The sequence below is a fragment of the Bacillus sp. JZ39 genome (assembly GCF_053903145.1).
Window position 1 is genome coordinate 3,331,627 of record NZ_CP096389.1, and the last position, 17,179, is coordinate 3,348,805.

Below are 17,179 nucleotides of genomic sequence, written 5' to 3' on the forward strand. Positions count from 1 at the left end.
TTTTATTTCTTATCAACATAAAGGTGAATCCCATATGAACTATATAAAAGCAGGCAAATGGCTAACCGTATTCCTAACCTTTTTAGGAATATTGCTGTTTATCGACTTATTTCCAAAAGAAGAACATGACCAAAAAACAAAATCAAAACAGAAGCCGGATTACCGGGCGGCATATCATTTTACGACGCCGGATAAATGGAAAAATGACCCTCAAAAACCGATCTATTTTGATGGCAAGTATCATTATTTCTATCTATATAACCGGGATTACCCAAAAGGCAACGGCACAGAATGGCGCCATGCCGTCTCAGAGGATTTGGTGCACTGGACCGATGAAGGCGTGGCGATTCCGAAATATACAAACCCGGACGGTGACATTTGGACCGGTTCCGTCGTGGTTGATAAAGAGAACACAGCCGGCTTCGGGAAAAATGCGCTTGTCGCGATTGTGACACAGCCCTCAGCCAAAGACAAAAAACAGGAACAATATTTGTGGTACAGCACAGATAAGGGAAAATCATTCAAATTCTACAGTGGCAACCCCGTTATGCCTAATCCGGGCACAGACGATTTCAGAGATCCGAAAGTCATATGGGATGACCAGGATAACAAATGGGTCATGGTCATGGCTGAAGGATCAAAAATCGGCTTTTATGAATCCGATAATCTTAAGGACTGGCATTACACAAGCGGATTCTTCCCAGAACAGGCGGGAATGGTGGAATGTCCCGACCTCTACATGATGCGGGCAAGCGACGGAGCGAATAAGTGGGTTCTCGGTGCCAGCGCGAATGGCAAACCGTGGGGCAAACCAAATACGTACGCCTACTGGACCGGAAGCTTCGACGGAAAAGAATTCAAAGCGGATCAGACTGAAGCCCAATGGCTTGACTATGGCTTCGACTGGTATGGCGGTGTGACGTTCGAAGACAGCAAAAGCACAGATCCATTAGAAAAGCGGTATGCGCTTGCCTGGATGAACAATTGGGATTATGCCAACAACACCCCGACAATGAAGAACGGCTTTAACGGCACAGATTCTGTCATACGCGAACTCCGGCTGAAGGAGCAGGATGGAACATACAGCCTCGTCTCACAGCCGATTGAAGCTTTGGAGCAGCTGACTGTTTCAACTGACGAAATAGAGGATCAGGATGTGAACGGATCAAAAACATTGTCGATAACAGGTGATACGTACCAGCTTGATACGGATCTTTCTTGGTCAGAGCTAAAGAATGCAGGCGTCAGGCTCAGAGAATCAGAAGACCAAAAACGCCATATTGATGTCGGTATTTTCGCTGAAGGCGGCTATGCTTATGTCAATAGAGCAGCCACAAATCAGCCTGACAAAAGCAATACCTATGTCGAAAGCAAAGCTCCTTATGATGTAAGCAAACGTAAGGTGCATTTGAAAATACTTGTCGATAAAACAACGATAGAAGTATTTGTTGGCGACGGGAAAACCGTTTTTTCAAATGAAGTCTTCCCAAAGCCTGAAGATAAAGGAATTACCCTTTATTCTGACGGCGGCACAGCCTCCTTCAAAAATATAACAGTGAAACACTTTGATTCGGTTCATGAATAAAAACAGGGGCAGCGCAGGCTTCCCTGTTTTTTTATTAGGAGCGGTATTCTCTGTTACATATTGGGCATTGTAAGAAATATAAGGCTGGTTTCAAAGGAGGAAGCGAATGTCTAAACAAGGAAATTTTCAAAAATCAATGTCGCTGTTTGATCTGATTTTGATTGGGATGGGAGCCATCTTTGGATCAGCGTGGCTGTTCGCTGTCAGTAATGTCGCTTCAAAAGCAGGGCCCTCCGGCGCTTTTTCCTGGATCCTCGGAGGAGCCATTATTTTGTTAATCGGGCTCGTATATGCAGAGCTCGGAGCCGCTCTGCCCCGTACCGGAGGCATCATTCGATACCCCGTTTATTCACATGGCCACCTTGTCGGCTACTTAATTTCGTTTGTCACGATTGTCGCTTATACAAGCTTGATTTCAATTGAAGTGACAGCTGTGCGCCAGTATGTGGCCTATTGGTTTCCCGGCCTGACCATTAAAGGGTCTGATTCGCCGACCATTTCCGGCTGGATCTTGCAGTTTGCCCTATTATGCTTGTTTTTCCTGCTGAATTATTGGAGCGTCAAAACCTTCGCTAAGGCGAATTTCATCATATCGATTTTTAAATATATTGTGCCGATTACCATCATTATTGTGCTGATCTTTCATTTTCAGCCGGAGAATTTATCCGTTCAAGGATTTGCACCGTTTGGATTTACAGGAATTCAGGCTGCCATCTCGACAGGCGGCGTCATGTTTGCGTATCTCGGCCTGCATCCGATTGTATCTGTAGCAGGTGAAGTCCAAAATCCAAAACGCAATATCCCGATCGCTTTAATCATTTGCATCATCGTTTCAACCATCATTTATACTGTTTTGCAGGTCACCTTTATTGGTGCAATCCCGACAGAAACACTGAAACATGGCTGGCCGGCAATTGGCCGGGAGTTCTCATTGCCGTTTAAGGATATTGCGGTCATGCTCGGATTAGGCTGGCTTGCAACGCTTGTCATTTTAGACGCCATTCTGTCTCCCGGAGGAAACGGGAATATCTTTATGAATACGACATCCCGCCTTGTTTACGCCTGGGCGCGTAACGGCACATTATTTGGCATATTCTCAAAGGTCAATAAAGATACGGGGACACCCCGCGCTTCGCTTTGGCTTTCGTTTGCCCTGTCCATTTTCTGGACACTTCCCTTTCCTTCGTGGAACGCGCTCGTCAATGTCTGTTCAGTCGCGCTCATTCTTTCATATGCGATTGCACCCATTTCTTCAGCTGCGCTGAGGGTCAACGCGAAGGACTTAAACAGGCCGTTTTATTTAAAGGGAATGAGCATTATCGGGCCGCTTTCCTTTATATTTACAGCGTTTATCGTGTACTGGTCAGGATGGAAAACAGTCTCCTGGCTGCTCGGTTCACAGCTCGTGATGTTTTTGATCTATCTCTGTTTCAGCAAATATACGCCTAAAGAAGATGTCAGCCTCGCTCAGCAGCTGAAATCAGCCTGGTGGCTTATCGGGTTTTATATTATGATGCTGATCTTTTCCTATATCGGTTCTTTCGGACATGGTTTAGGGATTATCAGCAATCCCGTCGACCTCATTTTAGTCGCGATCGGCTCACTTGCGATTTATTACTGGGCAAAGTATACCGGGCTCCCAAAAGCCGCCATTGATTACGATAAATAAAGAAGCAAGAGGTTTTCTTGCTTCTTTATTCTTTACAAACATACATACACGCGATAAAATGAATGAGAGTCAGTCATTATCGGAGGTGTTCCTCATGCCAAAACAAACATCGGGCAAATATGAAAAAATTCTGCAGGCTGCCATAGAAGTCATTTCTGAAAAAGGCCTCGACAAAGCTTCTATTTCTGATATTGTCAAAAAGGCCGGCACTGCCCAAGGAACATTCTATTTGTATTTTTCATCTAAAAATGCCCTCATACCGGCCATTGCAGAAAATCTCCTCACCCATACACTTGATCAAATCAAAGGCAGGCTGCATGGGGACGAGGATTTTTGGACCGTTTTAGATATATTAATTGATGAGACATTTCTCATTACAGAACGCCATAAGGATATTATTGTCCTCTGTTATTCCGGGCTTGCGATCGACCACTCCATGGAAAAATGGGAGACGATCTATCAGCCTTATTATTCCTGGCTTGAAAAAATCATCAACAAGGCCATTGCAAACCATGAGGTAACGGAAGGAATCAATTCAAAATGGACGGCCAGAACAATTATCAACTTGGTCGAGAACACTGCGGAACGATTCTATATCGGATTTGAACAAGATGAGAATGTTGAAGTGTATAAAAAGGAAATTTTTTCTTTCTTAAAACGGAGTTTAGGCACAGCTTAAAAAATGACTGGGTAACACCGCTCATTTTTTAATGCCCTAAAAATGACTGACGTTCATTCATAAAATAGAGAGGTGTTTCATTTGAATTGGGTTCTTGTTTTTATTGCAGGGCTTTTAGAAGTTGTTTGGGCCTCTTCCCTCAAACATGCCGATTCGCTTTTGGATTGGATCATCATTTTTATCTTAATCGCGGTCAGCTTTATCCTGTTGATCCGCTCTTATCAAAAATCCCGATGGCCGCCGCGTACACTGTGTTTGTGGGAATCGGAACCGTCGGAACATATCTGACTGGAATTGTTCTGGGCGAATCCTTCTCAGCAGCCCAAATGTTCTTCTTAGCTTTATTGCTGGCTGGCATTTTAGGAATGAAATTATTTACGAAAGAAAGCAAATCTCAGCCGGGAGGTGAACAATAATGGCATGGTTTTTATTAGTGATTGCCGGCATAGAAGAAATTATAGCTGCCATTGCCATGAAATATATAGACGGAACAAGAAAAAAATGGCCGATCATTGTGATGACTGTTGGATTCGGCTTATCCTTTTACTGCCTTTCCCAAGCGATGATCGTCCTGCCTGCCGGAGTCGCATATGCCGTCTGGACTGGCATTGGAAGCATTGGTGTTTCGGCGGTCGGGTTCATTTGGTTTAAGGAGCGGTTTCAGCTTTCACAGGTGATTTCACTTTGCCTTATCCTAGCTGGCGTCATCGGCCTGCGTCTTACGTCATCTTCATAAAATCAAGGCATATACAGCTGTATATGCCTTTGCCATTAAGCTTCGTGATGTTTTTGAAGATGAAGCGGCGGCGGGATGAGCCAGCCTTTGTTTTTTAGCAGCCTTAAGTATTTTGCGCCGGTTGCCGCTTTCGACATATGAAATTGCCCAAACATCATGGCAATATCCTCACGAATCGATTGCCCCATCATTTTGCTGCATGTCACAAGACCTGCAGCATTTTGTGCTGCCGCGGAGGCCGCCACATCCGGATCGAGAAACCGTGCGCCAGGCGGAATATCGTTAAGATCTGCTGTCGGCGGTTCAGGAGAAGCCGGCGGCAGCGCCACCCCGTTTTCTTTCAGGATCGTGCTGACCTGTTTGATTTCATCTTGGCATTTCTCAATAGACTCACGAAGCAGCTTCTTCAGGTCGTCATCACCGACATGATTCAATAGCATTTGGTAATTGCCGACCATTTTATTGCCCGCCATCACATAACTCCATAAGCCGAATACCTCACCATAATGCATCGGTTCATCCTGCGGATTTCCGCTTAAAATACCCATGTTCATCCTCCTCGCAAATTCAATATCGCACACATTCCATAACGTGCCCGAGAGAAGGAAAATTTATGTTGCAGCAAGAAAAATTTATGAACCAAAACAAAAAAGACAAGAGCGGCAAATCGCCAAACCCTTGTCTTTCCTGTTGTTCTATTGGACGCGCTCGGAGGGATTCGAACCCCCGACAGACGTGGTACCGGAAACCACCGCTCTATCCAACTGAGCTACGAGCGCAGAATGACTGCGTTATGAGAACGTCAGCACAACTAATTATACGATAATTCCATTCAAATAACAACCCTCTATTTCGAGAGGCCGTTTTTTAAATAGACAAAGCATCTTAATTGGCAATCTGACATACGATGGTTTGAACCCCTGTATTTTTGGGGAAAATGGGAAAAAGAGACGACTTTGCATATCAGGCCAGCTTTTTGTTTGACCTTTATTGACCAAAAATGTATCATGTAACTACATACTTACCTAAAAGGTGAAGGAGGAGCATTATGAATTTAATACCTACAGTCATTGAACAAACGAACCGCGGGGAAAGAGCGTATGACATTTATTCTCGTCTATTAAAGGATCGTATCATCATGCTTGGATCTGCGATTGATGACAACGTTGCGAACTCCATCGTGTCACAGCTTTTATTCTTAGCAGCAGAAGACCCTGAAAAAGAAATTTCTCTTTACATCAACAGCCCGGGCGGCTCTATTACAGCCGGTATGGCGATCTATGATACCATGCAGTTTATTAAGCCGAAGGTATCTACAATTTGTATCGGTATGGCTGCGTCAATGGGCGCGTTCCTGCTTGCAGCCGGCGAAAAAGGCAAACGCTATGCGCTTCCAAACAGTGAAGTCATGATTCACCAGCCTCTTGGCGGTGCGCAAGGTCAGGCGACAGAAATTGAAATTGCCGCGAAACGCATTCTCTTGCTTCGCGACAAATTAAACAAAGTCCTTGCTGAACGTACTGGCCAGCCGCTTGAAGTGATCGAACGCGACACAGACCGTGATAACTTCAAGTCTGCTGAAGAAGCGCTTGAATACGGCCTGATTGACAAAATTTTGACTCACACAGAAGATAAAAAGTAATAATACAACCTGCAAGAGCTGCGTCTCTTGCAGGTTTTTTCATTTCAAGGAATTGACTCCCTTAAACACTTTTTATTCTATACTGCTCCCATTCCTCGTGTAACAGCTCAAGTGTTAGATCACTCGTCTGCCTCACAACTAGATCAGCACCAAGCATCGGCTGTCCTTGACCGACACCAACCGCAAACATCCCCGCAGATTTGATTGCAGAAATGCCTGCTTCTGCGTCTTCTATTGCCGCGCAATCAGCAGGGGAAACATCGAGCATCGCTGCAGCTGTTAAAAAGATGTCAGGATCAGGCTTCCCCTTCGCAAGAGTCGTCGGATCAACAATGGCATCAAAATCATCGATAATTGCCAAACGTCTTAAAATCTTAGGAGCATTGCGACTTGAAGATGCTAACCCGATTTTTATATTTTCGTTTTTCAATTGACATAGGAGCCTGCCAATCCCCGGTAAAAGATCTTCCGGCGTCAATTTGCTGATCAACGTTTGATAATCGTGATTTTTCCGATGCATTAGTTCTTGTTTCTCCGCATTTGTATACTTTGTTTCCGCACCGCCAGAGATCAATATGCTTTCAAGTGACTCTTCTCTGCTGATTCCTTTTAGCCTTTCATTCATGTCTCTGTCAAAGGGGATATTGATTTGTTCTGCGATGTGCTTCCAAGCGAGAAAATGATATTCAGCAGTATCTGTTATCACTCCGTCTAAATCAAAAATGACCGCTTTCATATACTAATGCCCATCACAGCTTCATAAGGTTTGAGGCTAATACTCTTTAAGTCAGCCCGCTCCTGCGGATAGTTTGAAATCAGCACTTTCCAACGCTCATGAATCAGTTCTGGAGGCGCTTCGAACAGAGCCTTTTCTTCCGATAAATTCACAACGACAAGAAGCTTTTCCCCTTGATATTCTCGAAGGTAAGAAAAGACCTGCGGATCATTCTCCTGCAAAAGCTGATAATCGCCATATATCATAATCTTATATTGCTTTCGTAATTGAATGAGCTTCTGATAGTAAAAGAAAATCGAATCTTGATCTTTCAAGGACTCTTTCACATTGATATCTTGATAGCGGGAATTTACCGGTATCCACGGGTCTCCGGTTGTGAATCCCGCATGTTTTCCGGCATCCCACTGCATAGGTGTTCTCGCATGATCCCTTCCTTTTATCATCACGGCTTTGACAAACTCTTTTTCTGACATCGTTTTGTTTTCGACGACTAGTTCACGATATGCATTCTTTATTTCAAGATCATCATACATCTCCAGCGGCATATCGCTGTTGACCATGCCGATTTCTTCTCCCTGGTAAATAAACGGCGTTCCTTTCATGCCGTGCAGAACCGTTGCAAATGCCTTCGCACATTCCTTACGCAGCTTCCTGTCATTGCCCCAGCGGGAAATAACCCTCGGCTGGTCATGGTTCTCAAAATACAGGGTATTCCAGCCGACATTCATTAACCCGGTCTGCCACCTTGTCATCGTCTTTTTTAAAGCAATCAAATCAAACGGCTTGATCTGCCATTTCCCATTTGGCGAGTTTTGTTCTGTATCAATATCCATATGTTCAAATGTAAAGATCATATTCAGCTCTTGCCTGCTTGCATCTGTGTACTTTATCGCCTCTTCAATATCTGAGCCGTTTGCCTCTCCGACTGTCATGCAGTCGTAATGAGAAAGCACTTCCCTGTTCATCTCTTGAATAAACTCATGAAGACGTGGGCCGTTAGAGTGATAACGGCCGACAATATAGCTGCGGCTGTGATTCGTTTCGTAGTCCGGAAAATCGGTGTATTTAGAAATAGAGCCGATCACATCCATCCGCCAGCCGTCAACGCCTCTATCCATCCAGAATCTCATTACATCATAAACTTCCCGGCGAACGGCTTCGTTTTCCCAATTTAAATCAGGCTGTTTTTTCGAAAAGTAGTGCAAATAATACTGCCCTGTTCCTTCATCGTATGTCCACGCTGAGCCTGAAAAGATCGATCCCCAATTATTCGGCTCTGAGCCGTCCGGTTTAGGATCTTTCCAAAAATAATAATCCCGGTAAGGATTGTCCTTCGACTTGCGGCTTTCAGCAAACCAAGCATGCTCATCTGATGTGTGGTTCACGACCAAATCCATGACGATTTTCATTCCGCGTTTATGGGCTTCATCAATCAGCTGAAACATATCTTCATTTGTCCCAAACTTTTCATACATGTTTTTGTAATCGCTGATATCATATCCGTTGTCATCCTGCGGGGAATCAAATACCGGGGAGAGCCAGATGACATCCGCCCCGAGATTTTTGATGTAATCCAGCTTTTGAATCACACCTTGCAAATCCCCGAATCCATCTCCATTGGCATCATAAAAACTGCGCGGGTAAATTTGATAAACGACAGCTTCTTTCCACCATTCACTCATTAGGCGTTCTCCTTTCACATCGTCCCTGTAGGACAACTGGTTCCTCATAAACGTTCATGTGCAGCGGCTCGCCTTTTACAAGCTCAAAAATAACGCGCTTTTCGTCAACCGTCACATTGATTAATCGATTTCGATAATTGATGTTGAATGAATATTCGTCCCATTCTTTCGGCAAAAACGGAGCAAATGACAGCGTCTCATTCGCGGTGCGCATGCCTGCAAAGCCATGAACGATTGCCAGCCAGCTACCCGTCATTGAAGTAATATGCAAGCCTTCTTCCGTATCATGATTGTAATTATCAAGATCAAGCCTTGCTGTGCGCTTATATAATTCGAGCGCTTTCTTTTCCAGCTTGAGTTCGGCTGCGAGAATCGCATGGACAGAGGGCGATAGGCTTGATTCATGAACAGTCATCGGCTCATAAAATTCAAAATTTCGCCGTTTTTCTTCCATTGTAAAACGGTCATTAAAAAGATAAATGCCTTGGAGAACATCTGCCTGCTTAATAAAATTGGAGCGGAGAATCTTGTCCCATGACCAATTCTGGTAAAGAGGCCGTTCCGCTGGATCTAATTCGTCAACTGCTTGCAGGTCTTTATCCAAGAACGTGTCATGCTGAACGAAAATTTGCAGTTCTTCACTATACGGATAGTACATGTGCTGGATGATTTCTCTCCAGACTTTCAATTCTTCTTCCTGTACATCCAGAAGGCGGCGTTTCTCCGCTGAGATACTTTCGAGACTTTGTAGAGTATACTCCAACGTCCAAGCCGCAATGACATTCGTATACCAATTGTTGTTAACGTTGTTTTCGTATTCATTCGGCCCTGTGACGCCATGGATCATATACTTATTTTTTCGTTTCGAGAAGTGAACACGGTCGGCCCAAAATCTGCTGACTGCCACAAGTACGTCTATCCCGTATTCTTCCATATAGTTACGGTCGCCTGTATAATTGATATAATTGTAGATCGCATAACAGATCGCGCCATTGCGGTGAATTTCTTCAAAGGTGATTTCCCATTCGTTGTGGCATTCATCACCTGTGAACGTCACCATCGGATAAAGTGCCCCCTTCATCCCCAATTTTGCAGCGTTTCGTTTGGCAGCCTCCAACTGATGATAGCGATACAAAAGCAGGTTTTTCGTCACCTCCGGCTCGGCTGTCGCCAAATACATCGGAACGGCGTACGCCTCTGTATCCCAATATGCGGCACCTCCATATTTCTCGCCAGTAAATCCTTTCGGCCCGATATTCAAACGGGCATCGCCCCCGTAATATGTCGAGAATAACTGAAAGATATTGTAGCGGATTCCTTGTTGAAGCTCCTCATCTCCTTTAATCTCAATGTCCGCTTTTGCCCATCTTTCCTTCCATCGATCAGTGTGCCTCCGTTTTGCATCTTCATAGCCGTTCTCTACCACATCCGCCAAAAGCTCCTTGGCTTTCGATAAAAGCTCTTCCTCCCGAAAATCACGGGAAGTCGTGACAATCACAAACTTTTTCAATGATGCCTTCGTTTGATAACTGTAGCAATTCTCGACATACATTTCAGTCGTTTTAAAGCTTTCATGGACAAAACCCTCCGTCTCGTTTGCCATTGCGGCTAATACCGTGAAGCGCGGTGTTCCAAATGGATTTTCGATCGTTTTTGCCGCTAAATGGCCGCTGTGAGAATCAGCACCTTTCGCTTCCTCCTGCCAAAACTGTTCTTGGTAGTTAGAATCTTCATTTGCCACGTTTCCATCCAGGTAAGGAACAAGCGTAATGACAGCATCTCCCGTCAAGCACTCCGCTTCATAATGAATCGCACAGAGTTCTTTTACAGCAAGGCTAAGAAACCGCTCAGACCTGATTCTGACGGATTTATCTTGAATGCGGACAACAGCGCTTCGCCGCAGAATCCCCTCTTTCATATTGAGCTCTACCTCAAATGATTCAATTGGATTTTGATAGAGATCGATTTTTTCACCGTCAACATATAAGCCTATGCCCATAAAGTTCATCGCATTGATCACTTTTCCGAAATATTCTGGATACCCGTTTTTCCACCAGCCTACTCGCGTTTTGTCGGGGAACCACACGCCTGCAATATATGTGCCTTGGTGACTGTCGCCTGAATAGCCTTCTTCAAAATTCCCTCTGACCCCCATATAGCCATTGGCAAGAGACGTCAGGCTTTCCAGCAGCCGTGTATGCTCCTTATTAAATGTATTTGTTTTGATTTTCCATTCATCAATCTCAAATAACCGCTGATTTATCATCATTTCCTCCCGAATGTAAGTTTCCATTATCACGGCGGATTTTGGTCAAATATCTAAATGCAAAAGAGATCATCAAAGTAACGCCACACGAATGGATCATCAATACAGTAATCAAATCAAAATGAACCATGCCGATAGAAGCTGCCGCAAATGCCGGCAGTGCTGATGCGCAAATCGCTATAGAGGCCGCTTCCTTGAATGATGCAATAGAGACCATGTTTGATATTTTTGTGATCCAGAGACCTCCGGCAAGAACAAACGTTAACAAAAGCTGGATCATAGAAACCACCGTATATGCCAGCATCATGATCATCGGCTTATACTGTGCCAACCACAATGTATCGATCAAGACCTCTACATCATGGACGTTTGGTTTCTCGAGCTTAACGTCCATTTTCGCATAGCCAACAGAAAACCCCGTTTCGTTTTGATCGGTGATCACCAGTTGATCAGGTTGAAATATGATGGCGTTTTCAAATCCAGTTACTTTCAATCGCCCATTTTCACCGCTTGTCTCATATTCATGCTTCATATCGACTGCCATCACATTCTGCCCATCTTCAATTCTCTCAGAGCTCTTCCCGCCTGTTAGTTTTCCGTTCCTGATTTGAAAACCCTGCAATTGATCAGCAAATTGATCATTAACCCCTTGAATCGCTGACGGCATGAAAGATGCAACGCTGAAGCGATCCATTTTCACAAACGAAACCGCTAACGGCGTCATTAAGCAGGCCGTTAAAAACATAAAGAGAAAAGAGAGCTGCAGCCAGCTGAAGGTATTCCCGTAACGGCAAACACCTGATGGGGATGCAGCCGCCTTCAGGCAGCGGATGATAAAGCTTTTATTCTCCAGATTCTTCATTTGCATTACCCCTTTGTTCCGCCGGCTGTCAAACCGGACACAAAGTTCTTTTGGAGAAAAAAGAATAGAACGCATATCGGCAGTGCGGCAAGGATGGCACCGGCTGCAAATAGAGCTACTTTTTGCTGCTGCGGATTAGAAATAAAGGATTGTAATCCTACAGCGATGGTCAGCCTTTCCGGTGAGCGAAGCAGAAATTTCGCCAGCAAATAGTCGCCAAACGGTGCCATAAACGCCCAAAGCGCTTGTACCGCGAGCATTGGCTTAACAAGCGGTAGAACAATTGAAGCGAAAATCCTCAGATGTCCCGCTCCGTCAATTCGCGCGGCTTCATCAATTTCTCTCGGCACAGTATCAAAATAACCTTTCATCAGCCACGTGTTCATCGGAATCCCGCCGCCGATATAGATCGCTGTTAAAAACCAGTATTGATCGAGTGCGCCTATTAGCATCGCCAAGACATAAAAAGCAGTCAGCGCCGCCATTGTCGGCACCATTTGAATGATTAAAAAGAATATCAGGCTCTTTTTTCTGCCTGCAAACCGATAGCGGCTGTACGAGTACCCGGCAAGTGTCACAATCGTAACCTGCAAAACCATGACCGATAGCGCGATGACAAGTGTATTGCTGTACCAATTGAGATAAAGCGTTTCGTCAAATAGCCGCTTAAAATGATCCAATGTCCAAGGACCCGAAAAATCGAGCTGAAAAGCCGCCGAATTCCCCACACGGAAGGCTGATGATGCCGTAATCAGCAACGGATATATAATGACAATACTTAAAAGCGTCAAAAATAAATACGTACAGATTTTATTAAGCATTCTGGCAGTGCTCGCGTTCACCTACATAACCTCCTCATTGCCAAAAGCATTCGATTTTTTGAAAGCAATCAGTGAAATTCCAATGACAATGAAAGAAATTAACAGTGTCACAGCCGCCGCAACGGAATATTGGGGTGATGTGCCTGTTGTCAGTTTATAAATCCACGAAATTAAGATATCGGTCGATCCGGCCCCGGCTCCCACACTGCCTGGCCCTCCCTCATTAAATAAATAGATGATCGAGAAATTATTGAAATTAAACGTATACTGAGTAATCATCACGGGTGCTGTGGCAAATAAAATCATCGGGAATGTAATATGCCGAAAACGCTGAATAAAAGTGGCCCCGTCAATCTTTGCCGCTTCATACAATTCACCTGGAATCGCCTGAAGCACTCCCGTTACCATGACATATATATATGGAAAGCCGAGCCACGTTTGAATCATAATGAGGGCTGTCTTTGTCCAGAAAGGATCGGTCTTCCACGCGATCGCAGGCAGCTCGACAAACGGCAGGTGATTGAATAATGGTATCACCTGTGCATTCACCGCTCCTATGCTGTCGTTAAACATGTTGGAAAAACTCATGATTGTAATAAACGCCGGAACAGCCCATGGAAATAAGAAAATCATTCGAAATATCCGCTTGCCTTTTATAAAATCCTGATTGACGAAAAGTGCCGTAACAATACCTAAAATGATTTGCAGCGTTGTTGCACAGATTGTCCAGATAACCGTCCAGCCCAGTACATTCACAAATGTTTCACGATAGGAGCCAAGGAAAAAAATATTTAAGAAATTTTTAAACCCGACCCAGTCAATCAGACGATTAGGCGGAACATGATAAAAATCATAGTTTGTTAATGCAACAAACAGAGTCACCAAAACCGGAAAAATAATCACAAACACCATCATGATATATGCCGGAAATGTAAATAGATATGGAAACCCTTTATCGCCCGCATGACAGATCATATCCTTGGCTATTGTATTGACTTCCAAACCCGCCGCTTTCATTGCGGCGGTCTTACGCGAATCATGAATATTAAAGATATAGAACATGAGGAAAATCATTGTCACGATCAATTGCAGCGTGCCTTCAATCAGCATAAACAGCGAGTGATCTTCACCGGGAACACTTCCCAATGTCATCAATCCGGTTAGCGCCTGTATACCGAAAACGCATAATTCAAAAGCAAACAAGCCTGTGATGGCAAGAAATAAGAGCCCCTTTGACAACTGCTGATTCGCAATCTGCCCAAGTCCTGGAATGATCGATAAAAGCCCTGCCTTTCGTTTTTGCTTTGTAAGTGTGTGATGTTTATTCATTTTTCCGCCCTCTATTCTTCCGGACGCTATCCCGCCGTTTTATTTCACATACTTTTCTTTAATATTTTCCTTTATGACGTTTACAGCATCATTCGCTGATGTTTGTGTCGATTTTTTTCCTGAAGCTGCATCAAAAATTAAACTTTCCGCTCCTGTCCATACTTCAGCCATTTCCGGAATATTTGGAGTCGGCGTTGCTGTTTCATATTGTTTAATCACAGCTGACGTCAGTTCATTCTTTTGCTCATCGGCTTTCTTCCTTGCAGCCGTGTTGGCCGGAACTTCGTTTGTATCCTCATAAAAACCGTAAGCATTGGCATCATTTGCAGCATACTCAAGCCATTTTTCAGCCAGCTCGGGTTCTTTTGTATATTTTGAAGCTACCCAGCCCTTCCCGCCCGCAAAAGGGGCATATTCTTCTCCATTGGGCAATGTCGGAATGGGAGCCGCTCCGTAGTTCAATTTAGCCTCTTTATAATTGGCAGCTGACCAAGGACCGCCAATGATCGCAGCCGCTTTGCCTTCTAAAAACATCTGCTGAATAAAGTCGTCTGCGCTTGAATTGTCTTGCATTCCTTTCGGCCAATATGTTTCAAACCATTTCTCCGCATATTTCACCGCTTCTACAGCTCCTTTATTGTTCAGGCCGATGTCCCCGGAATCTGTGCCGTTTTTTCCAAACACATATCCGCCGTATCCAGCCAATAAGCCGTACGACATATAAAAGTCAGTCCATTTTGCTAAAAATCCGGTTGATTTTCCTTTTTCCGAAGCAAACGCGAATCGAGGATCTTCCGTTAACTTTTCAAGGTCTTTAAATGTTTTTGGCGCTGTTTTTAAAAGATCTTTGTTGTAATACAAAATAAGTGTCTCAATGACTAGCGGCATTCCGTACACTTTGCCGTCAACTGTCACCTGCTGCATTTCTTTATCACCAAAGCTTTTTGTATGAGATGGCTTAATGTCAAGCAAATGTCCTTGCTGTCCCAAACCGCCGATCCGGTCATATGCAGCAAGCATAACATCAGGCGCATTACCCGCCGGGCCATCAAGAGGAAGCGCTTCTAACTGTTCGAACATTTGCTTTTCAACAATTTTTACTGTGACGTCATTCTCTTTTTCGAACTTTGTTTTTATGCTTTCAATGTATTCTTTATACGTTTCTTCGACAGACACAGTCAGCACCTTTTTACCATCAGAGCTTGCTGGATTTTTTGAATTTGAGCAGGCGGCAAGGCCGATTGCCAGGAATGATGCCGCCAATATGGCGAACCCCTTTTTTAAAAGAACCATCTCTTTTCCCCCTTCTATTTACGAAACTATAACAATTGTATTGTCCTATAGAAAGCGGTTACAACAACTTTCGATTTGTTACCGATAACAGAATGTTATACAGGGGCGGCAGCACTCAAAATCAAAAATTCTCCCGGCTGAACGGCAATGACCTCGTGATGCTGTAGCGGCTGCTCTGTCCATGCATCACAGATTTTCTTATTCCTTTCAATATTCAACTCTCGTAAACTGACATATTGAACCGCATTCCCTTGATTAAAGAAATAAATCACTATTTTTTCATCAAGAGTCCGTGAAAAGCTAATAAAATCGTTTTGGTCATCCAGCAGATTCCACTCAAGATGTCCTTCAGTCAATAAAATGCTTTCCTGCTTGCGTAAAGCAATTAACCGTTTCATAAATCGCAGCATGTCTTGGTTTTGCTTCTCCTTTTCCCAAACCATACATTTCCGGCATAATGGATCATTTTCGCCGTCCAGCCCGATTTCCGTCCCGTAATAGATGCATGGTGAGCCTGTCTGGGCAAACATAAAGGCCAGCAACGCGCGTGCTTTCTTCTCATCATTGCGGCATCTGGTCAAAAGGCGCTTTGTATCATGGCTATCCAGTAAATTAAACATCACCTCATTGGCCTGCTTCATTCCATTCATCAAATGCGCATTGACACGGTAGGCCATACGTGAGGCTGGGATCGTCCGGTCAGCAAAATATTCAAGCATAGGCTCTGTAAAAGGGTAATTCATCGCCGCATGAAATTCATCCCCTCTAAGCCAGGGTTCGGCAGAATGCCAGATCTCACCTAAAATATAAACGTCAGGCTTTTCAGTAGATACAGCCTGCCTAAATGTCTTCCAAAACACGTGATCCACTTCATTTGCGACATCCAAACGCCAGCCGTCAATGTCAAATTCGCGAATCCAGTACAAAGCAATATCAAGCAAATATTTCTGCACCTCGGGATTAGCCGTGTTTAGCTTCGGCATATCAGCTGTAAAAGCAAATCTGTCATAATTGTCGCCTGTGACGGGAAAAGAGTGAATATGGAACCAGTCCTTATAGCGGGATTGATCTCCGTTTTTAACGACATCCTGCCATTGCGGAGACGCGCTTCCTATATGGTTAAAAACCGCATCAAGCATAATTCTCATCCCCCGCTGATGCAGCTGGCTGACCAATGTACGAAAAAGCTCCGGATCCCCGAAATGCGAATCAATAGAAAAGTAATCCAGCGTGTCGTATTTATGATTAGAAGGCGCGGAAAAGATCGGCGTCAGATAAATGCCGTTCACCCCTAAATCCTCTAAATAATCAAGCTTGTCAACAATCCCTTGCAAATCTCCTCCAAAAAAATCATTGACGCCCGGGTCCTTGCTCCCCCACGGCAATGCATTCTTCGGTGACAAGTCTTCTCTTCCATTTGCAAAACGCTCCGGAAAAATTTGATACCAAACCGTTGACTTGACCCATTCAGGCGCTTGAAATGTATCAGCCTCGTGAACAAACGGAAATTTAAAGTAATAATGAATCGTTTCCAGTGTTTTTTCGTTATAAGGGCATACACCCGAACTTCCGAAAAAGATGTCTTCATGATCGTCTGTTACAACAAACGCATATTGTAAACGCCTAAATGGCGGCACCACTTCAGCAAACCAATAGTCATGCATTTCTGTTGCAGCAATTTTTCTCATCGGCTGCTCGTTTGCCGACCATTTGCCGTCGTTGTACTCATAGGGATCACCCCAAATGAATCGAATGTGATCTGCATCACCTTTTTTCGTCCGAATCTTGATATGCACAGTCCGCCCATCATAAGAATAAGCATCTGTGCTGAATGGCTGGTGGTGAATCGCTGCATATTCCATCATGTTTCCCCCTTTGA

Annotated in this window: 14 protein-coding genes, 1 tRNA gene and 1 pseudogene; 6 read left to right on the forward strand and 10 right to left on the reverse strand. The window is 44.2% G+C overall.

What is annotated here, in order from left to right; genetic code table 11:
* The first annotated feature begins 34 nt into the window (after positions 1-34).
* The 5 genes and pseudogenes from levB to M1D65_RS17135 all read left to right on the forward strand — a co-directional run bounded on the left by levB (position 35) and on the right by M1D65_RS17135 (position 4,669).
* On the forward strand, positions 35-1,585 hold the full coding sequence (gene levB / locus M1D65_RS17115; protein WP_249852317.1) for a 2,6-beta-fructan 6-levanbiohydrolase: 1,551 nt from the start codon (positions 35-37) through the stop codon (positions 1,583-1,585).
* Positions 1,586-1,691: 106 nt separating this feature from the next.
* Positions 1,692-3,254, forward strand: coding sequence for an aspartate/proton symporter AspP (aspP, locus tag M1D65_RS17120; RefSeq protein ID WP_003228228.1), 1,563 nt, complete (start codon positions 1,692-1,694; stop codon positions 3,252-3,254).
* A gap of 94 nt (positions 3,255-3,348) precedes the next feature.
* On the forward strand, positions 3,349-3,933 hold the full coding sequence (locus tag M1D65_RS17125) for a TetR family transcriptional regulator (protein WP_370956996.1): 585 nt from the start codon (positions 3,349-3,351) through the stop codon (positions 3,931-3,933).
* 81 nt (positions 3,934-4,014) lie between these two features.
* Positions 4,015-4,349, forward strand: a pseudogene (locus M1D65_RS17130) (SMR family transporter).
* Positions 4,349-4,669, forward strand: coding sequence for a DMT family transporter (locus tag M1D65_RS17135; protein ID WP_101501486.1), 321 nt, complete (start codon positions 4,349-4,351; stop codon positions 4,667-4,669). The pseudogene M1D65_RS17130 and the gene M1D65_RS17135 overlap by 1 nt, the downstream one beginning before the upstream one ends.
* A 35-nt stretch (positions 4,670-4,704) precedes the next feature.
* On the opposite strand, the gene M1D65_RS17140 is transcribed toward M1D65_RS17135, so the two are convergent.
* Together M1D65_RS17140 and M1D65_RS17145 are read right to left on the reverse strand one after the other, a co-directional pair.
* Positions 4,705-5,217, reverse strand: coding sequence for a DUF3231 family protein (locus M1D65_RS17140; RefSeq protein ID WP_014478056.1), 513 nt, complete (start codon positions 5,215-5,217; stop codon positions 4,705-4,707).
* A 155-nt stretch (positions 5,218-5,372) separates the two neighbouring features.
* Positions 5,373-5,448, reverse strand: a tRNA-Arg gene (locus tag M1D65_RS17145).
* A 269-nt stretch (positions 5,449-5,717) separates the two neighbouring features.
* On the opposite strand from M1D65_RS17145, the gene clpP reads away from it, so the two are divergent.
* The gene (clpP, locus tag M1D65_RS17150; protein WP_003228214.1) at positions 5,718-6,311 is read left to right on the forward strand and encodes an ATP-dependent Clp endopeptidase proteolytic subunit ClpP; all 594 of its coding nucleotides are present in this window, start codon (positions 5,718-5,720) and stop codon (positions 6,309-6,311) included.
* Between the two features lie 61 nt (positions 6,312-6,372).
* Here the strand turns inward: clpP and pgmB are convergent, their stop codons facing one another.
* The 8 genes from pgmB to mdxD form a co-directional block, all read right to left on the reverse strand.
* Entirely contained in the window at positions 6,373-7,047 is a 675-nt protein-coding gene (gene pgmB / locus M1D65_RS17155) for a beta-phosphoglucomutase (RefSeq protein WP_212082482.1), read from the reverse strand.
* The gene (gene malL / locus M1D65_RS17160; protein ID WP_212082484.1) at positions 7,044-8,729 is read right to left on the reverse strand and encodes a glycoside hydrolase family 13 protein; all 1,686 of its coding nucleotides are present in this window, start codon (positions 8,727-8,729) and stop codon (positions 7,044-7,046) included. The genes pgmB and malL overlap by 4 nt, the downstream gene beginning before the upstream one ends.
* Complete coding sequence (gene mdxK, locus M1D65_RS17165; protein WP_103803422.1) at positions 8,722-10,995, reverse strand: maltose phosphorylase; 2,274 nt, start codon at positions 10,993-10,995, stop codon at positions 8,722-8,724. Before mdxK ends, malL begins: the two co-directional genes overlap by 8 nt.
* Entirely contained in the window at positions 10,973-11,857 is an 885-nt protein-coding gene (locus M1D65_RS17170; RefSeq protein WP_456270649.1) for a DUF1189 domain-containing protein, read from the reverse strand. Before M1D65_RS17170 ends, mdxK begins: the two co-directional genes overlap by 23 nt.
* Positions 11,858-11,862: 5 nt before the next feature.
* Entirely contained in the window at positions 11,863-12,699 is an 837-nt protein-coding gene (mdxG, locus tag M1D65_RS17175; RefSeq protein ID WP_021480666.1) for a maltodextrin ABC transporter permease MdxG, read from the reverse strand.
* Positions 12,700-14,007: a maltodextrin ABC transporter permease MdxF gene (mdxF, locus tag M1D65_RS17180; RefSeq protein ID WP_456270650.1), complete on the reverse strand. Its 1,308-nt coding sequence runs from the start codon at positions 14,005-14,007 to the stop codon at positions 12,700-12,702.
* 39 nt (positions 14,008-14,046) lie between these two features.
* The gene (mdxE, locus tag M1D65_RS17185; RefSeq protein WP_161986344.1) at positions 14,047-15,300 is read right to left on the reverse strand and encodes a maltodextrin ABC transporter substrate-binding protein MdxE; all 1,254 of its coding nucleotides are present in this window, start codon (positions 15,298-15,300) and stop codon (positions 14,047-14,049) included.
* 95 nt (positions 15,301-15,395) lie between these two features.
* Complete coding sequence (gene mdxD, locus M1D65_RS17190; protein WP_456270651.1) at positions 15,396-17,165, reverse strand: maltogenic alpha-amylase; 1,770 nt, start codon at positions 17,163-17,165, stop codon at positions 15,396-15,398.
* Positions 17,166-17,179 lie beyond the last annotated feature (14 nt).

Bases quoted from the DNA above. Each gene is read 5' to 3' on its own strand.
- mdxD (WP_456270651.1), bottom strand. From the start codon at position 17,165: ATGATGGAATATGCAGCGATTCACCACCAGCCATTCAGCACAGATGCT.
- pgmB (WP_212082482.1), bottom strand. From the start codon at position 7,047: ATGAAAGCGGTCATTTTTGATTTAGACGGAGTGATAACAGATACTGCT.
- M1D65_RS17140 (WP_014478056.1), bottom strand. From the start codon at position 5,217: ATGGGTATTTTAAGCGGAAATCCGCAGGATGAACCGATGCATTATGGT.
- M1D65_RS17135 (WP_101501486.1), top strand. From the start codon at position 4,349: ATGGCATGGTTTTTATTAGTGATTGCCGGCATAGAAGAAATTATAGCT.
- aspP (WP_003228228.1), top strand. From the start codon at position 1,692: ATGTCTAAACAAGGAAATTTTCAAAAATCAATGTCGCTGTTTGATCTG.
- clpP (WP_003228214.1), top strand. From the start codon at position 5,718: ATGAATTTAATACCTACAGTCATTGAACAAACGAACCGCGGGGAAAGA.
- M1D65_RS17125 (WP_370956996.1), top strand. From the start codon at position 3,349: ATGCCAAAACAAACATCGGGCAAATATGAAAAAATTCTGCAGGCTGCC.
- mdxE (WP_161986344.1), bottom strand. From the start codon at position 15,300: ATGGTTCTTTTAAAAAAGGGGTTCGCCATATTGGCGGCATCATTCCTG.
- levB (WP_249852317.1), top strand. From the start codon at position 35: ATGAACTATATAAAAGCAGGCAAATGGCTAACCGTATTCCTAACCTTT.
- malL (WP_212082484.1), bottom strand. From the start codon at position 8,729: ATGAGTGAATGGTGGAAAGAAGCTGTCGTTTATCAAATTTACCCGCGC.
- mdxK (WP_103803422.1), bottom strand. From the start codon at position 10,995: ATGATAAATCAGCGGTTATTTGAGATTGATGAATGGAAAATCAAAACA.
- M1D65_RS17170 (WP_456270649.1), bottom strand. From the start codon at position 11,857: ATGAAGAATCTGGAGAATAAAAGCTTTATCATCCGCTGCCTGAAGGCG.
- mdxF (WP_456270650.1), bottom strand. From the start codon at position 14,007: ATGAATAAACATCACACACTTACAAAGCAAAAACGAAAGGCAGGGCTT.